The organism is Xanthobacter sp. AM11 (genome assembly GCF_047444035.1).
In the GTDB taxonomy this organism is placed as follows: domain Bacteria; phylum Pseudomonadota; class Alphaproteobacteria; order Rhizobiales; family Xanthobacteraceae; genus Xanthobacter.
In genome coordinates this window covers 317,736-338,276 of record NZ_JBLAOA010000001.1, presented here as the reverse complement: position 1 = coordinate 338,276, position 20,541 = coordinate 317,736, and the positions used below count along the sequence as shown (strand labels likewise).

Below are 20,541 nucleotides of genomic sequence, written 5' to 3'. Positions count from 1 at the left end.
ACCGACCATATGTCCACCGCCTCCCCTCCGACCCGCGCCTCATCCATCCTGCGGCTGCGCGCCGGGCTGCTCCTGCTTCTGGCCTCCATCGTGCTGTGTGGTGCCGGCGGCAATTTTGTGGCGCGCCAGTTCGGCCTGGGCCTGGGCTGGGCGGTGCTGTTGTCCATCGTCATCTGGATCGGGGTGGGCATGCTGATGGCGCGCCTGGATTCGCGCATCTATTACGGCGCGGCGGTGGCGATCACGGCGCTGCTCGCTTATCTCGTCTATGATTTCTCCACCTCTGCCTTGGGCTGGTCCGGCACGGTGTCGCTGGTGCTGGCGGCGGTGGCAACCGCCCTCCTCGGCGTGACCTTCCAGGATTTCCGGCGGCTGAAGCATGAGCTGCGCCTCTGGGCCTATCGCAAGTAGCGGTATCGCATCTTTGGAGGTATCTGAAGGCTCCCGCGGCGCGCTTCGGCTTGACTTTCGCAATTTGCAAAGACCAACTGCGCCACAACCACGGGAAGCTCCGGGACGCCCCGGCATCTGCAGGCTCGGCTCCAGCAGGTGCCCTGAATGGGCCAAGACTAAGGCAGGACATGTTCGGAATTCGGCTCTATCTCTTTACCGGGCCGGCCGTATCCCTCATCGTCGGCCTGGTCTGCCTGACGGTGTGGTTCAATGACCACCGGCGGCGCTACCTGCTCTTCTTCGCCGCCGCTTTCATCGCCTACGCCCTGGCGGCCCTGTCCCAGATGCTGAGCCTGCCGCCGGACACGGGCGCCAACACCATGGTCTCGGCCATCATCTATACCTTTGCCGTGCTGTGCACGGTGGAGGGGCTTCTCACGCGGTTCGACAAGGGCGGGGCGAGCCCGGTGCTGATCGCCCTCGCCGGGCTTGTCGTTGTCTGCATCTATTACTTCTTCTATTTCGACAGAAATCTTGTCGCGCGGATCTATGTGCAGAATTTCGGCTACGGAATCATGTTCCTGATCGCGACGGCGCAGGTCTTCGCGGTAGAGCGGCGGCGCTGGGTGGATGCCCTGCTGTTCTGGATCTTCGCCCTGTTCGGATTGCATTTCTTCCTTCGCACCCTTGTCACCATGTCCATGTCCGCGGACATCCAGCGCATCGACCAGATGGTGAAGGACGGCGCCGGGAGGGCCGAGCTCGGCGCGGTGTTCGAAGGCTCGCCCTTCTGGCAGATCCTGAACTTCTCGCTGCTGGTGAGTGTCATCCTCATGGCCCTGGCGCTGATCGCGGTGGTGACCATGGACATCATCGAGGACCTGAAAAGGGAAGGCCGGGCCGATCCCCTGACCGGCCTTTCCAACCGCCGCGGCTTCGATGTGCAGGCGGCGGCGCTGTTCGCCGATTCCTCCGCCCACCCGTTGAGTGTGGTCTTCTGCGACATCGACCGGTTCAAGTCGATCAACGACACCTACGGCCATTCGGTGGGCGACCGGGTGCTCGCCGCGGTGGGCGGCATCGTCGCCGCCGAGCTTGGCCCGAAGGATGTGGCGGCACGGCTGGGGGGCGAGGAGTTCGTTCTGCTCCTGGCGAACACCAACCGCTCCGGCGCCGCCATGGTCGCCGAGCGGCTGCGGAGCGAGCTGGAGCTGGGCCATTTCCCCGCGCTGCCGCAGCATGCGGTGGTCACGGCCAGCTTCGGCGTGGCGGAACGCATGGCGGGGGAGGAGCTTCTGGTCCTGCTCCATCGCGCCGACCAGATGGTCTATGTGGCCAAGCGCGCCGGCCGCAACCGCATCGAGGTGGATGACGGGCGTGTCGATCCCTCCCGGCCTGCCGCTCCCCGCCCGCGCGACTTCGGCGACGGCGCGGCCGGCGAAGCGGGTTGATCCAGATCAAAGTTGCCGGGGACGCCGCTGCCTAGCCTTCCAGAAAATGGAAAGCGGGAGCGAAACATGCCTACCCAGACCGCCATTGTCGTTGCCGGCGTCGTCATCGCCTTCAGCAGCTTTGCCATCATCCTCGCCTGGGCGGATCGTTATACCAGCCGTGGCAAGGGCTCGTAGGCGTTCCGCCGGCGGCGGCGCACCCGCGGTTTTCTCCTGCGGTGGCGCGCACTATCCTGCGCATCCGGGTTCCGGTTCGGGCGTTGGTGCGCCACGCTGCGGGCGGAGCGTCGCCGGTCCGCCGGCAGGTGCCGCACGACCGTGGCGGCGGGGCTTCGTGAGGGGGGCTTCATGCGCGTGCAAGTCATCGGCGGGATGCGGGACCGGGGCAGGGCGGACAGGGGCCAGGCGGACAGGGATCAGGCGGGCCGGCGCGCCGGGCGCGTGCCCGGCCGGGCGGTGCTGGCGCTGGCGTGCACGCTGGCGACTCCGGCCGCCGCCAGCGGCAGCTTCGAATGCAATGTCGAAGACAAGGCGGTGTCCGTCACGGCGGCCGCCGCTTTTTCCCATGGCTTCGGCGAGGCGCTCAACAATTTCCGGGCCAGCGTCGAGCTCAAGGCCCGGCCTCCCGGCGCGACCACCCCCGCCGCCCCGCTGGAGCTGGATGCGCAGGCGCTGGTCCACCACTGGCTCCATGGGCGCGAGCTGAAGCTGCGGCTGTATCACGAGGGGCCGGAGACGCCCGGCGCGGCGCTGGAGCTGGTGATCGAGACGCGCCGGCAGGCGGGCGACGAAACCGCCTATGCCGGCCGCTATCACCTCACCATCACCGAGCCGGGCAAGGATGGAGCGCCGGCCCGGGAGCGCAGCTACAAGGGCCGGGCGTCGTGCTCGGTGGGGTGAAGCGCTCCGGGGCGGGCGCGGTGGCGGCGCTGCTCGCGCCGGCCTGGGGCCTGGCCGCGGACGTGCCTCTGCCGGCGTTCGACTGCGCCGGCATCCTCGGCTCGCAGGCGAGCCACGCGGCCCTCGCCCGGCATTTCGGCCCGCGCAACGTGGTGTTCGCCACCGTTCCGGCCGCCGAAGGCACCACGGCGCAGGCCACCGTGCTGTTTCGCGGCGATCGGGAACGGCGGGCGGAGATCGAATGGCGGGACATGGCCCGCCGCCGCGCGCCGGCCTCGGTCACGGTTGGCGAGGGCAGCCGCTGGCAAACGCCCGAGGGCATCGGCGTGGGCGCGCGGCTGGAGGAGGTGGAGGCCGCGAACGGCGGGCCCTTCATCCTCGCCGGCTTCGGCTGGGACTATGCCGGCACCGTCTATGACTGGGAGGGCGGGCGCCTCGCCCGCACCGGGTGCCGGCTGATCCTGCGCTTCGAGCCGGCGGCGGGGATGGGCGAGGGGCTGGACGGCGACCGGGACTTCCGCTCGGATTCCCCCGCCATGCGGGCGGCGCGGCCGGTGGTCCGCGAAATGCTGCTGCTGTGGGATTGAGCCAGCCGCTCGGTCATTCGCGGCCCTGCCATGCGCACGCAAAAGCGCTTCGCACTTTTCCCGGATTTGCTCTAGATGCGGATCTGCCCATAGTGAACGGCCCGTGCGGTTCACCATGGGTCCTTCAGCCGCCGCTCCTTGAAAGATCAAAGGGCGAACCACCGCTTGAGACGGGAACCATGAGCCCTGCGGATGCGCCCCGCCCCGAAGCCCAGGCCCCCGGCAATGCCCAGGCCCCCGGCGGTGCCGATGCCGCGCCGGCCCCGTTCTGGCGCACCACGCCCCTTGCCGCTATGACCGCGCAGCAGTGGGAAAGCCTTTGCGACGGCTGCGGGCGCTGCTGCCTGGTGAAGCTGGAGGACGAGGACAGCGGAGCCATCGCCTATACGGACGTGGCCTGCCGCCTCTTCGACACCGCAACCTGCCGCTGCGGCGACTATGAACGGCGCTCGGAGCATGTGGAGGACTGCGTTCGGCTGACCCCGGAGGCCGTCGCCACCCTGTCCTGGCTGCCGCCCACCTGCGCCTACCGGCTGGTGGCGGAGGGCCGGGACCTGCCCTTCTGGCACCCGCTGGTTTCCGGCACCGCCGGCAGCGTTGCCGCGGCGGGCATCTCGGTTGGCGGAAAGGTGTCGGGGCTGGAAACGCAGTTCGGCCTGTTCGAGCTGGTGGATCACATCGTCGCCTGGCCGGTGCGCTGGCCGAAGGGGGCGAAGGGCAAAGCCGCGCCAGCAAAGGCCGCCGGCCGCCGGCCGTCCCGCGCCGGCCGCGCGGCGGGTGCGGGCGAAGGGGGGCCGGAAGCGGCGCCCGGAGGGCCGGGCTCCAGCTCGGACTGATCGCGGGGCGTCAAGGCGCCGCGCGGGCCGGCGCCTATTGGGCGGCGCTGCGCTTCTTGCGCGGCTCCACCGGGGCCGGTTCGATGAGGGCGCGGCAGTCCTCCGCCTTCAGCGGCTCGCCGAACACCACGCCCTGCCCGTATTCGCAGCCGAAATGCGTCATCTCCGCCGCCTGCGCGTCCTTCTCCAGGCCCTCGGCCATCACATCCATGCCGAGGTCGTGGGCAAGGTCGATCATGGCGCCGACGATCACCGGGCGGGCGGCGCGGGCCGGGCCCTTGGCGGTGTCGTGCACGAAGCGCGGGTCGATCTTCACGCAGTCGAAGGGGAAGCGCTGGAGATAGGCGAGGGAGGAATAGCCGGTGCCGAAATCGTCCAGGCACAGGCCGGCCCCCAGCTCGCGCATCCGCCCCAGCACCACGGCGGCATATTCGGGGTTCTCCATCACCAGGCTTTCGGTCACCTCCAGCTTCAGCGAGCCGGGGGCCACGGTGTTGCGGGCGAGCACGGATTTCAGATCCTGGATCAGGTCGTGCCGCAGCAATTGCCGGGAGGAGACGTTCACATGCATGAACAAGGGCGGGTCCACCCGCAGCAGGCGCTGCCACTGGCCCAGCTGGCGCGCCGCCTGGTCCAGCACGAACAGGCCGAGATCGAGGATGAGGCCGGTTTCCTCCGCCAGCAGCAGGAATTCGGAAGCCGCCAGCTCGCCGAGGCGCGGGTGATCCCAACGCATGAAGGCCTCGAACCCGCCGATGGCGCGGTCGCCCAGGCGCACGATGGGCTGGTAGCGCACCGAGATCTGGTTCTTGTCCAGCGCCTCGCGCAGCTCGCCTTCCAGCACCACCCGGTCGATCTTCTGCTGGCGCATGGCGGGGCGGAACACCTCGATGCGGTCGCCGCCAATGCGCTTGCCATAATACATGGCCAGCTCGGCGTCCTTCAGCACCTCGTCGCGCTTGGATTGGTCCGGGCCGGACAGGACGAGGCCGATGGAGGCGGTGACGAAGACCTCGCGGTCGGCGAACGCGATGGGCGCGCGCAGGGACCGGCGCAGGGTGTCGGCAAAGGTGGTGATGCGCTCGGCGTCCCGCTCCGACAGGAGGATGAGGCCGAACTGGTCGCCGGAAATGCGGGCCAGCGTGTCCTGGGGCTTCAGCAGGCGCATGAGGCGGCGCGCCACCGTGAGCAGGATGGAATCGGCCACCGCCATGCCCACCTGCACGTTGATCTGCTTGAAGCGGTCGAGATCGATCACCATCAGCGTCGGCTTCACCCGGTCGTCCAGCCGGGCGAGGATGAGGGCCTGATGCAGGCGGTCGAGGAAGAGCTCGCGGTTGGGCAGGCCGGTGAGGTTGTCGCGCACCGCGTCGTGCAAAAGGCGCTCGGCGGCGATGCGCTCACCGGTCACGTCGGTGAGGGTGCCGATGCAGCGCACCACCTCGCCGTCGGTGCCCACCACCGGGCGCGCCTTCAGGTTGAAGGTAAGGTAGTGGCCGTCGATGGCCCTGAGGCGGAAGTCCTGGTCGATGCGGCCGCGGCGCTGGTCGATGATGCCGTCCAGCGTGGCGCGGAAGCGGTCGCGGTCGGCGGGGTGCAGCACCTCCAGCCAGCCGGCGGCCTCGGTTTCCAGCGAATGGTGCTTGAGGCCGAGGGCCTCCTCGGCTTCCGGCGAAGTATAGATGCGGTCGGTGTCCACATCCCAGTCCCACACGATGAGGCCGGAGCCAGCCAGCGCCAGCGCCCGGCGCTCCAGCTCCGAGGTGGAGCCCTGGATGCCGCCGATGCCGGCAAAGGCGTGCTGCATCACCGTGAAGCCGATGAGCATGACGATGAGCACGAGGCCGCCCGACAGGGCCGGGGCGGCGAGATCGTTGGTGACGAAGCCGGCCACCGTGAGGCCTGCCATCATCACCCACACCACCAGCAGCGACCAGGTGGGGATGATGAGCACGGCGCGGTCGTAGCCGTGCTGGCTGAGCCAGATCACCACGCCGAGCCCGGCCACCGCCACCGCCAGCAGCGAGAGCCGCGCGATGCCCGCGGCCACCGGCGCATCCAGCAGCGCCACCACCACCAGGGCGGCCAGGAAGGTGAGCCAGCCCGCCGCCACGTGCACATAGCGCACATGCCAGCGGTTGAGGTTGAGATAGGCGAACAGGAACACCAGCAAGGTGGCGGTGAGGATGGCCTCGCCCGCCGCACGCCAGAATTGCTCGGCAATGGGCGAAAGGCCGAACACCTTGGACCAGAAGGCGAAATCCAGCCCGATATAGCCCAGAACCGCCCACGCCAGCGCCGCCGCCGCCGGGAACATCACCGAGCCCTTCACCACGAACAGGATGGTGAGGAACAGCGCCAGAAGGCCGGCGATGCCGATGACGATGCCGTGGTAGAGGGTGAAGGCGTTCACCCGGTCCTTGTAGGCGTCCGGCTCCCACAGATGGAGCTGCGGCAGGTTGGGGCCGCCGAGCTCCGCCACGAAGGTCACGGTGGAGCCGGGGTCCAGGGTGATCAGGAACACGTCCGCGTCGGGCGCCGATTGCCGCTCGGGCTTGAAGCCCTGGCTCGGGGTGAGGGACACGAGGCGCCGGTTGCCCAAATCGGGCCAGAACAGGCCGGAGCCGGACATGCGGTAATGGGGCGCGACGATGAGGCGGTCCACCTGCTCGTCGGTATTGTTGGTGAGGGCGAAGGCGATCCAGTCCGCATGGCTGCGCCCGTCGGAGGTGGGCACCTCGATGCGCCGCACCACCCCTTCGGCATCCGGCGCGGTGGAGAGCTGGAAGCGCCCGTCGTCGGTGGTCTGGCGCTCCACGGCGGGCAGAAGGTCGGTGACCCGGGCGTCGAGGCGCAGCGCAACCGCCTCCATGGCGCCGGCGCCGGTGGGCGCGAGGGCGAGAACGAGGGCGACGGCCAGAGCGAGAACGCCAGCGAGGAACGAGCGCAAATTCTAGGTCTCCGCACCCGGTGCTCCGCCGGGCCGAGGTTCAGGCAGGACGGCACGATGGCGAAGATGCACCGCAGCGCGCAGGCGCATCGAGCTTCAGCTTATCCGAAGACGGCGCCGGCGCGAAACCGGAACATCCCGATCCACGATTCGTCTCATCTAGCCAAGCCGCAAGGCCGGAGCAAGGCGCCTTCTCCCGCCGGCCGGGCTGGCGGTGCGAGGGCGCGGGCCGGGTCCCGGACTGAACACCGGGCGCGGCGGGGCTTCCTCGCGCTGCGCCGCGGGCGTTCAAAATGACGATGCGCGCCATGCCGGCGCGCATCGAAAGGGGCTCGCCCGGGGCGATCAGAAGAAGCGGCGGGCCGGGTCACGCTCTTCGCCGCCGAGGGGGGCGGGCTCGCGCGAGAGGCGGGCGGCCTCCTCGCGGCGCACATATTCGGAGAAGGGGTCCATCACCTCCTCCTCCACCTGCGCCACGACGGCTTCCAGGGGCTCCGGCGACACCGGGGCATGGGCCTGCACCGGTGCGCGGGGGGCGATGCGGGGCTCGTCGAGGGGCACGGCGCGTTCCGAATCCGTGGTGCGCGAGGCCTTGGCGTCGAGCCACGGCAGCGGATAGGGCGAGGCGATGAAGGCCACGCCGTCGTCCTGCTCCCAGGCGATCATGTGCACCGCCTCATCCGCCGGCATGCCCGGCAGGGAGAACATCTGCGGCATGTCCCGCGCGGTGCCGGTCCAGCCGATCGCGTGGGCGAGCTGGAACGCCTCGTCCAGAAATGCAGTCACTGCGGCGAGACGATCGGCCCGCAGGGACTGGGTGAAATCCACGTCCAGCAGGCGGCGGAGATAGGTCTCCACGCTGTCGCCCGCGGCCCATTGGGCGCCGGAGGCGAACTGGTAGACGTAGACGCGCGGAGTGTCCATCACGCAGCTCCAAATGACATCGGCAGAGGCGCCCTCATATCAAAAAGCCCCTGGAAACACAAAAGCGGGGCCCATGGTTCCACCCGGAACACTTAAATCTTCGTGACCCGCACCCCGCGCGCGCCCTCAATCCCATTCCGGCGCCAGCCCCTGTGGGCTGACGAGGCGGCCGTCGGGTACCGCAAGGGCGGAGATGGCCGCCATCTCCCCGTCGGACAAGGCGAAGTCGAAGATGGCGAGGTTTTCCGCCGCCCGCGCCTCGCTCACCGTCTTGGAGAGGGCGACCACGCCGGGCTGCTGCACCAGCCAGCGCAGCACCACCTGCGCCACCGAGCGGCCATGCCCGGCGGCGATGGCGGCCAGCGTGCCGTCGGTGAACACTCTGCCGTCGGCCATGGCGTAGTAAGCGGTGACGCACAGGCCCGCCGCGCGGGCGGCCGCCATCACCTTCGACTGGTCGATAAAGGGGTGCACCTCGATCTGGTTGGTGACGAGGGGAGCCGCGGAAAGGCGCACCGCCTCGGCCATCAGGGCGGTGGTGAAGTTGGACACGCCGATGTGGCGCACCTTGCCGGCGGCCCGCACCTCGTTCAGCGCGCCGATCTGCTCGGCCAGCGGCACGGCGGTGCTGGGCCAGTGCAGCAGCAAGAGGTCCACATGATCGGTCCTGAGCTTTTTCAGGCTCTCGTCCACCGAGGCGAGGAAGGCGGCGCGGGGATAATTGGCCACCCACACCTTGGTGGTGAGGAACACCTCGGCGCGCGGGATGCCGGAGGCGGCGATGCCTTCGCCCACCTCCGCCTCGTTGCCGTAGATCTGGGCGGTGTCGATGTGGCGGAAGCCGAGTTTCAGCGCGTGCGGCACCATGCGCAGCGTATCGGCGGCGCTGACGCGGAAGGTGCCGAAGCCGAGGGCGGGAAGGCTGGCGCCGTTGGCGGTGACGGTGTGCATGGGGTGTCTCCCGGTTCAGGTTCAGGCTTGCGCCAGCGCGGGCCGCGCCCTGGCATCCAGCGCGCCGCTCCACAAGGTGAGCACGAGGGCCCCCGCCACCATGATGGCGCCGACCCAGGGCGTAGCGCCGAGGCCGAGGGGCGAGGCGACCACGAGGCCGCCGATCCACGCGCCCAGCGCGATGCCGAGGTTGAAGGCGGCGATGTTGAGGGCGGAGGCCGTGTCCACCGCCCCCGGACGATAGCGCTTCGCCAGCTCCACCACATAGATCTGCAGCCCGGGCACGTTGGCGAAGGACAGGAAGCCGAGGGCGGCAAGGGTGACCAGCGTCGCCACCGGCGAGGGGGCGGTGAAGGTGAACGCCACCAGCACGATGGACTGGGCCAGGAATAGGAAGGTGAGGGCCTTCACCGGGTCCTTGTCGGCGATGCGCCCGCCCGAGAGGTTCCCCACCGCGATGGCGGCGCCGTAGAGGATGAGGATCAGGCTCACCTGCGCGGCGGAGAAGCCGGTGATGCTCTCCAGGATGGAGGCGAGGTAGGTGAAGGCGACGAAGGTGCCGCCATAGCCCAGCGCAGTCATGGCGAAGACCAGGAGCAGCCGGCCCGCGCCGAGCACCCGCACCTGGTCGAGCAGCGCGGCGGGCGGCGCCTTGCGGATGTGCGCCGGCAGCAGCAGCGCGATGGCGAGCAGGGCCACCACCCCGAGCCCCGCCACCCCCCAGAAGGTGGCGCGCCAGCCGAAGCTCTGGCCGATGAAGGTGCCCAGCGGCACGCCGGTGACGATGGCCACCGTGAGCCCCATGAACATGAGGGCGATGGCCGAGGCGCGGCGGTTCTCCGGCACGAGGTCGGCGGCGATGGTGGCGCCCACCGCGAAGAACACCCCATGGGCGAAGGCTGAAAGCACCCGCGCCCCCAGCAGCATCCCGTAGGAGGGGCTGAGCGCGGCGGCGGTGTTGCCGGCGATGAACAAAGCCATGAGGCCCAGCAGCAGCGGCTTGCGCGCGATCCGCCCGGTGAGCGCGGTGAGGATGGGCGCGCCGAAGGTCACGCCCAGGGCATAGACGCTGACGATGAGGCCGGCGAGGGGCAGGGTGATGCCGAGGTCCCGGGCCACCGTGGGCAGGAGGCCGACGATGACGAACTCGGTGGTGCCGATGGCATAGGCGGCGATGGTGAGGGCGTAGAGCGCAATGGGCATGGCAGTCCCTTCCGCGGGCCGGCGGCCGGACGGGGATGAATCGGAGGCTTCGGCGCGGGGCGCCTTGCTGCGATGCAAAATGGACCTGCCGCTCTTGAGACTGAAGCCGGCATAGTGTCAAAATGATTTTGAATTTAGTTCACATATGTACCCCCGGGGAGGGGAGGCTTGGACAATCGCGCGGGGGAGATGGTGGTGTTCGCGGCGGCGGCGGAGGCCGGGGGCTTTTCCGCCGCGGGCCGCAAGCTGGGGCTCTCGCCTTCGGCGGTGAGCAAGCTCGTAACCCGCATCGAGGACCGGCTGGGCACCCCGCTGTTCGTGCGCTCCACCCGCACGCTGCAGCTCACGGCGGAAGGCGCGGTCTATCTGGAGCGGGCGCGGCGCATCCTCGCCGACATCGAGGAGACCGAGCGCCTCATCGCCAGCGGGGCGGGGGCGCAGCCGCGCGGGCGGCTGCGGATCTCGTCCTCCGTGGCCTTCGGGGAAGTCTGCCTCCTGCCGCGGGTGCCCGCCTTCCTGGCGCTCTATCCGCTGGTGGAGCTGGACGTGTCCCTGACCGATACGGTCATCGACCTGGTGGACGAGCGCACCGACATCGCCATCCGCACCGGGCGCCTGCGCGATTCCGCCCTGAAGGCCCGCAAACTCCTGGAGACGCGGCGGGTCATCGTCGCCTCCCCGGCCTATCTGGAGCGCCACGGCACGCCGCTTGTGCCGGCGGACCTGTCGCGGCATGCCTGCCTGCGCTTCAACTTCCGCCGCCGCCCGGACGAGTGGCCGTTCCGCGATCCCGCCAGCGGCGCGGCCTTCAGCCAGCCCATTTCCGGCAGCGCCCTGGGCAACAACGGCATCATCCTGCGCCGGTTCGCTTTGGACGGGCTGGGCCTTGCGCGGCTCGGCCACTTCCATGTGGCGGCAGACCTTAAGGCCGGTCGCCTCGTCGCCCTGCTGGAGGATTTCAACGCCGGCGACGTGGAGCCCATCCATGCGGTCTATGTTGGCCATGCGCACCTGGCCGCCCGCATCCGCGCCTTCGTCGATTTCCTGGCCGACGCCATCGGACGGGAGCGGGAGGCGTGAACGGGGCCGCCCGGCCGGGCGCCCCGCCTATTTCAGGCGCGTCAGCAAGGCCAGAAGCTGCTCGCGCTCCTGCGGGTCGAGGGGGGCGAGGGTCTCCTCGGTGATCGCCAGGGCGATGGGGGCGGCGCGCTCGGTCAGGGCCGCTCCCTCCGCCGTCAGGGCCACCACCAGGCGGCGCCCGTCCTGCGGGTCGGGGCGGGTTTCCACCAGGGCGCGCTTCGCCAGCCGGTCCACCACCCCCTTGATGGTGGCGGCATCCATGGCGGTGAGGCGGCCCAGAAGGTTCTGCGAGCAGGGCCCCTTTTCCGCCAGCTTGACCAGCGCCGCCCATTGGGTGGAGGTGAGGTCCTCGTCCATCCGCGCGCCGAAGATGGTGGTGTGGCGCTGCATCACCTGCCGCAGCACGAAGCCCACCTGGGTGTCGAGCAGGTAAGCGGGCGTCCGGGCGCGCCGGCGGGGGGCGCGCGGCTTCGCGCTCAAGCGCCCGCCCTTCCCGGCAGTGGTTCCAGCCCCATCGTCGCCACGCGTCTCACCTCCCACCCATCCCCTCGTCCGGCCCGATCGCACCCGCGGTCAGACGGCGAGGTAGGCATCCCTGATTTCCGGGTTGGCTTCGAGCTCCTCCATGGTGCCGGAGAATCTCATCCGTCCCTTCTCGATGATATAGGCGCGATCGCAGATCAGCTTGGCAAAATGCAGGTTCTGCTCCGAGATGACGATGGAGAGCCCCTCCCGCTTCATGGTGAGGATGGCATCGGCCATCTGCTCCACGATCTTGGGCGCGAGGCCCTCGGATGGCTCGTCGAGCAGCACCATGGAGGGGTTGCCCATGAGGGTGCGCCCGATGGTCAGCATCTGCTGCTCGCCGCCGCTCATCTGCCCGCCGGGCCGCTTGCGCATCTCGCCCAGGTTCGGAAACAGCGCATAGACGCGTTCCGGGGTCCAGGCGGCGACGCCGGGGCGCTGCGGCTGCCGGCCCACCTCGAAATTCTCCTCCACCGTCAAGGTGTTGAAGATGCGCCGGTCCTCCGGCACATAGCCCAGCCCGCGGCGGACGATCTCATAGGTGGGCAGGCGCGAGACATCCTCGCCCTCGAACCGCACCGTGCCGGCGCGCTGGGGCACGAGGCCCAGCACCGAGCGGAAGGTGGTGCTCTTGCCGGCGCCGTTGCGGCCCAGCAGCGCCACCACCTCGCCGGCGTCCACATCGAAGCCCACGTCGAACAGGATGTGGGCCGGCCCGTAATGGCTGTTCAGCCCGGAGACTTCGAGCTTCATGCGGCGCTCCCGTGCTGGTTCTGGTGCTGGGTGTCGGGCTGGTCCTGGCGATGCCTGGCGTCATAGAGCAGGCCTTCGCCGAGATAGATGGCGCGCACGTGCGGATCGCGCCGCACCTCCTCCGGCGTGCCGCGGGCGATCAGCTCGCCCCGGTTCAGCACCATCACCGCGTCGGCATGCTCGAACACCACGTCCATGTCGTGCTCGGTGAAGAGCACGCCGATGTTCTTCTCCCGCGCGATGCCGGCGGTGAGCCGCATCAGCTCCACCCGCTCCTTCGGCGCCATTCCCGCGGTGGGCTCATCCATCAGCAGCAGGCGCGGCTGGTTGGCGAGGGCGATGGCCAGCTCCAGCCGCTTCAGGTCGCCATAGGCGAGCTCGCCGCACGGGCGCTGGGCCTGCGCCTCCATGCCCACCAGCGCCAGCAGCCCGTCCGCCTCCGCCCGGTAGGCGGCGCCGGCATAGCCGATGAAGGAGGCGAGGCGGTTGTGGAACGACAGCAGCGTCACCTGCACGTTCTCGCGCACCGTCATGGAGGGGAAGGTGGCGGTGATCTGGAAGGTGCGCCCCACTCCGCGCCGCCACACGGCGCGCGGTGGCAGGCCGACGATCTCCTCGCCCTCCAGCCGGATCGAGCCGGCATCGGGCGGGATCTGGCCGTTCAGCATGTTGAAGCAGGTGCTCTTGCCGGCGCCGTTGGGGCCGATCAGGGCCAGGATCTGCCCGGCATCGACGGCGAAGGTGACGCCGCGCACGGCGTGCACGCCGCCATAGGACTTCACCAGCCCTGCCACTTGCAGCAGCGCGCTCATTCCGCAGCCTCCACCTTGGCGACGCCGTAGCCAGCGGCCGCCGGTCCCGCGCCATTGGCGGCGGGCGGACGGCTGCGGCGATGGCGCAGGTCTTCCAGGAAGCCGACGATGCCCTTGGGAAAGGCCACCACCAGCAGCACGATGACGCCGCCCAGCACCAGCTTGGACAGCTCGGTCTTGCTCATCAGCCAGATGGCCAGCGCCTTGTAGACGATGGCGCCGATGACCGCCCCCGACACCGTCTCGATGCCGCCGAGCAGCACCATCACCAGTCCGTCCACCGAGGTGGGGATGGCGAGGCTCTCGGGAAACACGCTGCCCTTCAGGAAGGCGAACAGGGCCCCGGCAATGCCGGCGAAGGTGCCGGCGACGATGAAGGCGGCCCATTGGGTGCGGGTGCGGTCGATGCCGATGGCCTCGGCGCGCAGGGTGCTGTCGCGCGCCGCCCGCAGGCCGAAGCCGAAGGGCGAGAACACCAGCATCCGCAGCAGGGCGACGCCGACCGCGACGCTGGCCAGCGTCATCCAGAAGAAGCCCTGCGGGCTCGCCGCCCAGGAGGCCGGCCAGATGCCCAGCATGCCGTTGTCGCCGCCGGTCACCGGCACCCACTGGAACGCCACCGACCAGGCGATCTGGGCAAACGCCAGGGTGAGCATGGCGAAATACACCCCCGACAGGCGCACGCAGAACCAGCCGAACAGCACCGCCCCGGCAAGGCCGAGCAGCGGGCCGGCGAGGAGCGCCAGCTCCATGGGCGCGCCCGCCAGCTTCACCATGAAGGCCGCGCCATAGGCGCCGAGGCCGAAATAGGCCGCATGCCCGAACGAGGCGAGGCCGCCCACCGTCATGAGGAAGTGCAGGCTGGCGGCAAACAGCACGAAGATGAGGATTTCCGAGCCGACGCTCAGGGCATAGCTGCCGGCGAAGAAGGGGAGGGCGGCAGCCGCGGCCACCGCCACCGCGACGCCGGCGCGCTCGGCCGCGACCATGGGACGCCAGGGGCGGATGGACAGGCCGGCCGCGGCGCGCGGCGCGCCCTCGGCCTTGCCGAACAGGCCGAACGGCCGCACCACCAGCACCACCGCCATCACCAGGAACACCATCACCATGGAGATCTGCGGCAGCACCAGGATGCCGAAGGCGTTCAGCTCCGACACCAGGGTAGCGGCGATGAACGCTCCGGTAACCGAGCCGAGGCCGCCGATGACCACCACCACGAACACTTCCACGATGATGGACAGGTCCATGGCGTGGCTCACCGTGGTGCGCGGGATCTGCAGCGCGCCGCCCAGCGCGGCGAGGAACACGCCGAGGGCGAACACGCTGGTGAACAGCCATTTCTGGTTCACGCCCAGGGAGGCCACCATCTCGCGGTCCTGGGTGGCGGCGCGCACCAGCACGCCCCAGCGGGTGCGGTGGAACAGCAGCCAGAGCAGGCCCAGCACCGCGGGGCCGAGGGCGATGAGCAGGAAATCGTAGGACGGCACCTTGCGGCCGAACAGCTCCACCGCGCCGGCAAAGCCCGGGGCGCGCGGGCCCATGAGGTCCTCGGGCCCCCAGACCAGCACCACCATGTCCTGCACCATCAGCGTGACGCCGAAGGTGGCGAGCAGCTGGAACAGTTCCGGCGCATGGTAGATGCGGCGCAGCAGCACCATTTCCATCAGCGCGCCCAGCCCCGCCACCACGATGCTGGCGGCAAGGATGGAGCCCCAGAAGCCGAGCGGGCCGGCGAAGCGGTCGGTCAGGGTGAAGGCCACGTAGGCGCCCAGCATGTAGAAGGCGCCATGGGCGAAGTTCACGATGCGCGTGACGCCGAAGATGATCGAGAGGCCCGACGCCACGAGGAACAGGGAGGCGGCGCTGGCAAGCCCGCTGAGGGCCTGGATCAGGAGGAAGTCCACGGCTCGGCCTTTCGTTCACCGGATCTGGAAGGTTGTTGTCTCGGGCCGCGGCCGTCGAGGGCCGGGGTCCCGCGATGCGCCGCGCCGGATGGGGCGCGCGGCGCATCGCGTGCGTGGCAGGGGGATGCGGCCCGGGGTGCGGGCCGCCGCGCCGGTCAGTTGGCCGGGCGCATCTTGGCGGCTTCGGCCTCCGGCGGCAGGTAGGCGGCGCCGGGGCGGAACACGTAGTCCACCATCACGCCCTTGCCGTCCTTCACCGAGGTCTTGCCGATATAGGCGCCGAGCGTGGACTGGTGGTCACCCGCGCGGTAGACGATGGGGCCGAAGGGGGTGTTCACCTTCAGGTCCTTCATGCCCTTCACCAGCCCGTCGGTGGAGTGGTCGTCGGTGCCCTTCAGCAGCGCGGCGATGCTCATGACGGTGGAATAGCCGACGATGGAGCCGAGGCGCGGATAGTCCTTGTGGAGCTGCTGGTAGGCGTCCAGGAACGCCTTGTGCTCGGGCGTGTCGATGCCGTACCAGGGATAGCCGGTGACGATCCAGCCCTCGGGCGTCTCGGTCTTCAGCGGGTCGAGATATTCCGGCTCGCCGGTGAGGTAGCTCACCACGGCGCGGTCCTTGAACACGCCGCGGGTGTTGCCCTCGCGTACCAGCTTCACCAGATCGCCGGCGAAGGTGGCGTTGAGGATGGCGTCGGGCTTGGCGGCGTCGATGGCCTGGAGCACCGGGCCGGCGTCGATCTTGTTCAGCGGCGGCCACTGCTCGGCCACGAACTCCACGTCGGGACGCTTCTTCTTCAGAAGTTCCTTGAACACCGCCACGAACGACTGGCCGAACTCGTAATTGGGGGCAATGGTGGCCCAGGTCTTGGCCGGCAGCTTGGCGGCTTCTTCCGCCAGCATGGCCGCCTGCATGTAGTTGGAGGTGCGCAGGCGGAAGGTGTAGTCATTGCCCTTCGACCAGACGATGGCGTCGGTGAGCGGCTCGGCGGCGAGATAAACCACCTTCTTCTGCTTGGCGAAGTCCGAGAGGGCGAGGCCCACGTTGGAGAGGAAGCCGCCGGCGATCATCACCACGCCGTCGCGCGAGATCAGCTCGTTGGCGGCGGTCAGCGCGTCGCCGGGCTTGCCGCCGTCATCCTTGGTGATGATGACGAGCTTCTTGCCCTTGATGCCGCCGGCGTCGTTGACCTGCTTCAGGGCCAGATCCATGCCCTTGCGATAGGGCTCGGTGAAGGCGGGCAGCGCCGAATAGCTGTTGATCTCGCCCACCTTGATCTCGCCCTGCTGGGCTCTGGCGGTTGCACTCGCCAGCAGCGTGGCCGCCAGCGCCAATCCGATCATCTTCTTCATGCCGTGGTCCCCTGTGGTTCCTGGAAAGTCCGTCTTTACGCCTGCGTCGTCCCTTCCGCGTGGAGCTTAGCGCAGTCCGTCGTCGCCCTTTATGTCGGCCGCCTGGAGCCCGCCGACGCGGGGCAGGGGCCTGCCGGAATCGGTCACCGCCACCGCCACCACGATCTCGTCGGCCCGCGGGGCATCGTTGATGCGCACCTGCATGCCGTCGAAATGGGAGCGGACATAGGCCGCATCCTTGTGTCCCAGCGGGATGTCGAGCTCCGCGCCCGGGCCGCCCCGCCGCTTGGAGGAGGGGATGAGGGCCGCGCCCTTGCCGAGCACCTGGCGCACCGGCGTGCCCATCTTGGGGTGCAGCAGGGCGGCGGCGTGCTCCAGCTCGCCGTTCTCGCCCACCAGGGCGGCCTTGCCGTAGCTCTGGGCGTCGGCGCCGGCGATGCCGAGGGCCTCCACCGCCTTCTGCGCCAGCAGGCCGCCCAGCTCCTCGCCCATGGCGACGAGCGCGGACAGGTCCTCCACGTAGCGGCCGGCGAACGGATTGGCGATCACCGCCACCGCGGCCGCACGCCGGGTGGGGGGCGAAACCGGCCGGCCCATCTCGGTGTGCGTCTCCTCCACGAAGGTGACGATCTTGCGGATGTTGGCGCTCATCGCAGCCCGTCCTCGCCCTTGATGTCGCCCGCCGCCAGTCCGCCCACCCGGGCGTGGATGCGCGGGCCGCAGCTCATCACCAGCACCACCACCATTTCATCGGCCTTCGGGCCGTCGGGCACGCCCACTTCCATGGCGTCGAAATGGCTGCGCACGTATGAGGCGTTCACATGCGTCACCGGCACGTCCAGCCGCGTTCCGGGCCCGCCCACCTTCTTGGTGGAGGGCACGATGGCGCGGGTGTCGCCGAGGGCCTCGCGCATGGCGTAGCCGCCGGGCACGTGCCACAGGGCGCCGTGCTCCAGCTCGCCGGCGGCGCCGACGATGGCGCCCTTGCCGTAGCCGTCCACGGCCGCCGCCTCGCCGCCCAGCGCCGCGAGCAGGTCCTTGGCCATGGCGACGCCGAGGGGCTTCAGGTCGTCCATGAAGCCGACGATATCCTCCACATAGCGGCCGGCAAACGGGTTCTCGATCACGCTTGCGATGGCGCCCCGCTTGTGGGGGGCGGCGGCGACGGGGCCGCCCTCGTGGAAGATGTCCTCAAGGATCAGGAGGCGCTTTCGGATCTTCACCTCAGGCATGGGCGTATTCTCTTTCCGGTTCTTGCGGCAGCGGGGCCGGGGCGGTGGTCAGGACGAGGGGGGCGAGGACGGGGTCGGTCCCCACGGTCTCGCCTTGCAGGTGCAGCGCGGCGGCGCAGATGAGGCCCCGGTCCGCGAGGTCGCGGGCGCAGGCAAGGCCCCGGCCCAGGGCCTGCGCCCGCTCGGCCGGGGTCAGCACGGGAACGTGCCGGGTGACGGGCCGGTCGCCGAGGTCGCTGTCGGGCTGGAGCTCGCAGGCGGGCTGGCGGACGATGCCGGGATGGCCCGGCAGGTCCACCGCATTGGCGATGACGGTGGCCGCGGCATCGGCCATGGCGGCGGTGGGGGCGAGGATGGTGGCCGCATCGGCGATGCCGAGGGAGAAGCTGCGCCCCCGCCAGCCGGAGGTGGCCACGCCGCGCACCGGCCCATCGGCGCCGATGGTGGTGGTGCCGATGAGGCGCGGCGTGTCGGGCCGGTCCACGAGGCCCACGGTGAAGCGCGCCCCCGCCGGCAGGTGCAGAGCGATGTCGCCGCCGTTGTTCACATAGGCGCGCAGGATGCCGGGGCGGTCGAAGGCGGCGAGCACCTCCTGCGCCACGGCGCCTGCCACCGCCGCCATGGGGGTGATGAAGCCGTCGCGGGCGAAGGGCGCCACCGCCTGCCACATGCGGCGGGCGACCGGGCCGCTGACCGGGCATCCGGCCGGCGTGGCGGCGGCGCGCAGGGCGGGAAGCTCCGCGCACAGGCGGTCAAGCAGTCCGTCGAGGCGGCGGGCCGCGTCGCCATAGGCGGCGTCCACCGCATCGGGCTCGCCGTTCGCCTCGATGATGAGGTCGATGGGCCCGTCCTGCAGGTGCAGGCGGCGGCCGTCGGCCAGCAGCGCGGCCTGCGGCGGCCGCTGTCGGGGAGGGGGGAGGGGGGCGCAGGTCGCCATGGGGATCAGCCGTGCGAGCGCCGGGCGGTGTGGGGCGCGAGCGGCCAGGGATTGTCCGGCCGCGGGGCCAGCGGCAGCAGGCCCTCATCCGCGCGCACCGACGACACCGGCCGCACCTGCGCCATGTGCCCGCCGAGGGCGGCATAATCGGCCAGGGGCAAGGTGAACTCGATGGGCGCCACCAGGGCCGGCGTGGGCACGTAGCCGAACGCATTCTGGGGCAGTCGCGTCACGTCCACCATGAAGGTGATGCCGCCGCCGGGATAGACATAGACCGGCGCGCCGCCGGAGGTGACATAGGTGATGGCGTCCTTCACCGATTTGGTCAGCCGCACCGGGTTTTCGGTGACGCCGGAGCGCAGCGAGCCACCCGCGCCGGCCATGAACAGCACGGTGGACAGGGCCGGCTCGCAATTCTCCTTCACCCGCTCGGCGGAAGCGGCAAGATCCGCCGGCATGGGCCTGGCGACGGGGGTGAGGGCGTCGTCCAGCTCGAAATAGGCGGCGTGCTCGCCGGTGGTGGAGATGAAGAACAGGCGCAGGCCCGGCCATGCGGTCTTGGGATCGAACGGGCCGATGATGGCGAGGGGGTCGGTGATGTCGGTACCGCCCCAGCCGGTGCCGGGCTCGGCCACCTGGAAGTAGCGGCCGGGGGTGGAGCGCCGGCCCTTCATGCGGATGCCGGTTTCCTTCACGCCCAGCAGCTTGCCGGCCTGGTGCTCGGAGAGGACGCCGGTGATGTGGTCGTCCACCACCACCACCTCGTCGGCCTTGCCGAACCATTGCTTGGCGAACATGCCGATGGTGGCGGAGCCGCAGCCCACCCGCATGCGCTCTTCCTGCACGCCGTTGACCACCGGGGGCCGGCCGGCTTCCACCACCACGGTGGCGCCGCCGTCGATGGAAAGTTCCACCGCCTTGCCGTTGCACAGGTCCAGCAGCGCCTCGCAGGTGATGCGGCCTTCCTTCTTGCCGCCGCCGGTGAGGTGGTGCACCCCGCCCAGCGAGAGCATCTGCGAGCCGTATTCGGAGGTGGTGACATGGCCCACCGGCTCGCCCGCGGCGCGCACGGTGGCCTGCTCGGGACCGAGGAAGCGGTCGGTGTCGATCTTCACCTTCACGCCGCAATAGCTGAAGATGCCTTCGGTGACGACGGTCACCATGTCCACGCCGTCCACCTGCGAGGAGACGATGAAGGGCGCGGGCTTGTAATCGGGATAGGTGGTGCCGGCGCCGATGGCGGTGACGAAGGTTTCCGGCGTGGTCACGAGCTTGCCGTCCCAGTCGCCGCCGCGATGGAAGGGAACCACGGTGCGCCCCGCCGCCAGCGTGCGGTCGAGCACCACGTGGGGGTCCACCCGCACCAGCTCGCCGGCGAGGTTCGCGTAGCGGTCGCAGGCGCCGGTGAGGCCGGGCTTGATGTAGCACATCACCGGGCACGCATCGCAGCGGATCTTGTCGTCTGCCGCACGCGGCGCGATGGCGGTTTCGTCAGGCATCGGACTTCCAGCTCCAGGCACCGCGGACCCGCCAGTGGGGCCCGCCGTCGCACGGCACATTTCATATGTGTACTAATGAAATATGCGGCTTCATCCATGTCAAGCACAAGGAGCGGGCATGCTGCATTAAAGGGCAGCAATGCTGACGCGGCGCTTGACGCGCAATCGTTCGTGTAGAAACAATCTAGCCAAAGCGGGCCAGCCCATGCCAGAGGCGCAGATGAAAAATACCTTCACCGCCGGCAGCCGGTG

Annotated in this window: 19 protein-coding genes; 6 read left to right on the top strand and 13 right to left on the bottom strand. The window is 69.9% G+C overall.

The window, feature by feature from the left end; genetic code table 11:
- The first annotated feature begins 9 nt into the window (after window positions 1–9).
- The 5 genes from ACI7BZ_RS01530 to ACI7BZ_RS01510 all read left to right on the top strand — a co-directional run bounded on the left by ACI7BZ_RS01530 (window position 10) and on the right by ACI7BZ_RS01510 (window position 4,167).
- On the top strand, window positions 10–411 hold the full coding sequence (locus ACI7BZ_RS01530) for a hypothetical protein (protein WP_414115448.1): 402 nt from the start codon (window positions 10–12) through the stop codon (window positions 409–411).
- Window positions 412–581: 170 nt separating this feature from the next.
- On the top strand, window positions 582–1,844 hold the full coding sequence (locus ACI7BZ_RS01525; protein WP_414115447.1) for a GGDEF domain-containing protein: 1,263 nt from the start codon (window positions 582–584) through the stop codon (window positions 1,842–1,844).
- A 348-nt stretch (window positions 1,845–2,192) separates the two neighbouring features.
- A complete protein-coding gene (locus ACI7BZ_RS01520) occupies window positions 2,193–2,744 on the top strand; it encodes a hypothetical protein (RefSeq protein ID WP_414115446.1) in 552 nt (183 codons plus the stop codon).
- On the top strand, window positions 2,729–3,331 hold the full coding sequence (locus tag ACI7BZ_RS01515; RefSeq protein WP_414115445.1) for a hypothetical protein: 603 nt from the start codon (window positions 2,729–2,731) through the stop codon (window positions 3,329–3,331). Before ACI7BZ_RS01520 ends, ACI7BZ_RS01515 begins: the two co-directional genes overlap by 16 nt.
- Window positions 3,332–3,510: 179 nt before the next feature.
- On the top strand, window positions 3,511–4,167 hold the full coding sequence (locus tag ACI7BZ_RS01510; RefSeq protein WP_414115444.1) for a YcgN family cysteine cluster protein: 657 nt from the start codon (window positions 3,511–3,513) through the stop codon (window positions 4,165–4,167).
- A gap of 34 nt (window positions 4,168–4,201) precedes the next feature.
- On the opposite strand, the gene ACI7BZ_RS01505 is transcribed toward ACI7BZ_RS01510, so the two are convergent.
- The 4 genes from ACI7BZ_RS01505 to ACI7BZ_RS01490 form a co-directional block, all read right to left on the bottom strand.
- On the bottom strand, window positions 4,202–7,039 hold the full coding sequence (locus ACI7BZ_RS01505) for an EAL domain-containing protein (RefSeq protein ID WP_414119062.1): 2,838 nt from the start codon (window positions 7,037–7,039) through the stop codon (window positions 4,202–4,204).
- A gap of 423 nt (window positions 7,040–7,462) precedes the next feature.
- Window positions 7,463–8,041, bottom strand: a complete 579-nt coding sequence (locus ACI7BZ_RS01500; protein ID WP_414115443.1) for a hypothetical protein — start codon at window positions 8,039–8,041, stop codon at window positions 7,463–7,465.
- A 126-nt stretch (window positions 8,042–8,167) separates the two neighbouring features.
- Window positions 8,168–8,992, bottom strand: a complete 825-nt coding sequence (locus tag ACI7BZ_RS01495) for an aldo/keto reductase (protein ID WP_414115442.1) — start codon at window positions 8,990–8,992, stop codon at window positions 8,168–8,170.
- A gap of 21 nt (window positions 8,993–9,013) precedes the next feature.
- Entirely contained in the window at window positions 9,014–10,195 is a 1,182-nt protein-coding gene (locus tag ACI7BZ_RS01490) for an MFS transporter (RefSeq protein ID WP_414115441.1), read from the bottom strand.
- Window positions 10,196–10,363: 168 nt separating this feature from the next.
- Between ACI7BZ_RS01490 and ACI7BZ_RS01485 the strand changes: the two genes are divergently transcribed.
- On the top strand, window positions 10,364–11,275 hold the full coding sequence (locus ACI7BZ_RS01485; RefSeq protein ID WP_414115440.1) for a LysR substrate-binding domain-containing protein: 912 nt from the start codon (window positions 10,364–10,366) through the stop codon (window positions 11,273–11,275).
- A gap of 27 nt (window positions 11,276–11,302) precedes the next feature.
- On the opposite strand, the gene ACI7BZ_RS01480 is transcribed toward ACI7BZ_RS01485, so the two are convergent.
- From ACI7BZ_RS01480 to ACI7BZ_RS01440, 9 genes are all read right to left on the bottom strand, one after another.
- The gene (locus ACI7BZ_RS01480; protein ID WP_414115439.1) at window positions 11,303–11,755 is read right to left on the bottom strand and encodes a MarR family winged helix-turn-helix transcriptional regulator; all 453 of its coding nucleotides are present in this window, start codon (window positions 11,753–11,755) and stop codon (window positions 11,303–11,305) included.
- Between the two features lie 93 nt (window positions 11,756–11,848).
- Window positions 11,849–12,553 carry an ABC transporter ATP-binding protein gene (locus ACI7BZ_RS01475; RefSeq protein ID WP_414115438.1) on the bottom strand — a complete coding sequence of 235 codons (705 nt, stop codon included), beginning with the start codon at window positions 12,551–12,553 and terminating at the stop codon, window positions 11,849–11,851.
- A complete protein-coding gene (locus tag ACI7BZ_RS01470; protein WP_414115437.1) occupies window positions 12,550–13,365 on the bottom strand; it encodes an ABC transporter ATP-binding protein in 816 nt (271 codons plus the stop codon). The genes ACI7BZ_RS01475 and ACI7BZ_RS01470 overlap by 4 nt, the downstream gene beginning before the upstream one ends.
- Window positions 13,362–15,269: an ABC transporter permease gene (locus ACI7BZ_RS01465; protein WP_414115436.1), complete on the bottom strand. Its 1,908-nt coding sequence runs from the start codon at window positions 15,267–15,269 to the stop codon at window positions 13,362–13,364. Before ACI7BZ_RS01465 ends, ACI7BZ_RS01470 begins: the two co-directional genes overlap by 4 nt.
- 155 nt (window positions 15,270–15,424) lie before the next feature.
- The gene (locus ACI7BZ_RS01460) at window positions 15,425–16,621 is read right to left on the bottom strand and encodes an ABC transporter substrate-binding protein (RefSeq protein WP_414115435.1); all 1,197 of its coding nucleotides are present in this window, start codon (window positions 16,619–16,621) and stop codon (window positions 15,425–15,427) included.
- A 66-nt stretch (window positions 16,622–16,687) separates the two neighbouring features.
- Complete coding sequence (locus ACI7BZ_RS01455) at window positions 16,688–17,272, bottom strand: amino acid synthesis family protein (RefSeq protein WP_414115434.1); 585 nt, start codon at window positions 17,270–17,272, stop codon at window positions 16,688–16,690.
- Entirely contained in the window at window positions 17,269–17,853 is a 585-nt protein-coding gene (locus ACI7BZ_RS01450) for an amino acid synthesis family protein (protein ID WP_414115433.1), read from the bottom strand. The genes ACI7BZ_RS01455 and ACI7BZ_RS01450 overlap by 4 nt, the downstream gene beginning before the upstream one ends.
- The gene (locus ACI7BZ_RS01445; RefSeq protein ID WP_414115432.1) at window positions 17,846–18,790 is read right to left on the bottom strand and encodes a UPF0280 family protein; all 945 of its coding nucleotides are present in this window, start codon (window positions 18,788–18,790) and stop codon (window positions 17,846–17,848) included. Before ACI7BZ_RS01445 ends, ACI7BZ_RS01450 begins: the two co-directional genes overlap by 8 nt.
- Before the next feature lie 5 nt (window positions 18,791–18,795).
- Window positions 18,796–20,289: a 6-hydroxynicotinate reductase gene (locus tag ACI7BZ_RS01440; protein ID WP_414115431.1), complete on the bottom strand. Its 1,494-nt coding sequence runs from the start codon at window positions 20,287–20,289 to the stop codon at window positions 18,796–18,798.
- Window positions 20,290–20,541 lie beyond the last annotated feature (252 nt).